Below are 547 nucleotides of genomic sequence, written 5' to 3'. Positions count from 1 at the left end.
AGCTTGGTGGGCAGTTATACCGAGGGCGGTGGCCAAACCAATCCACCTATTAACGAAACCATTTCGAATATTAGCGTGGCAAAAAGTCAGTGGGCGCGATACACGCAAACATTGGCGGCGGGCTACAGCAGCTTGCAGGTCAATATGAGTGGTGGTTCGGGTGATGCGGATTTGTATGTGCGTCACAACGCTGCCTCAACTACCTCGGCCTATGACTGCCGGCCTTATAAAAATGGTAACAGTGAGAGCTGTAGTTTTACTGCGCCCGCTGCAGGCACCTGGCATATCGACGTGCGCGGTTACTCGGCAGCCTCAGGTGTAACCTTGACGATTATTGGAACACCTTAATAGCCTTGAGAGTGTCTAGGGTTTTATTTGACGTGGTCACAGTAACGTTTCATTAAAACCTTTAAGTAAAGCTATTAGCCGCGCCAAGTGCGCGGCTTTTTTATGCTCGAATAAAGGATTGGAAGGTAGAGTAGTGCCAATCGCGCATCGCCAACACTAACGTGACACCATCTCTTTTATTGACATCGAGTGCTGCATC

The 547-nt window shown here is 49.4% G+C and carries 1 protein-coding gene; it reads left to right on the top strand.

All coding sequences use genetic code 11. The annotated features are described in order from the left end of the window. The coding region (locus tag ACFQEU_RS17825; protein WP_379784331.1) for a PPC domain-containing protein at positions 1 to 348 on the top strand (348 nt) is incomplete at its 5' end. Positions 349 to 547: the final 199 nt, after the last annotated feature.

Source organism: Halorubrum tibetense (genome assembly GCF_042661865.1).
Taxonomy (GTDB): domain Archaea; phylum Halobacteriota; class Halobacteria; order Halobacteriales; family Haloferacaceae; genus Halorubrum; species Halorubrum tibetense.
Note: the sequence above shows the minus strand (reverse complement) of the source record. Positions and strands in the feature narration are given on the sequence as shown.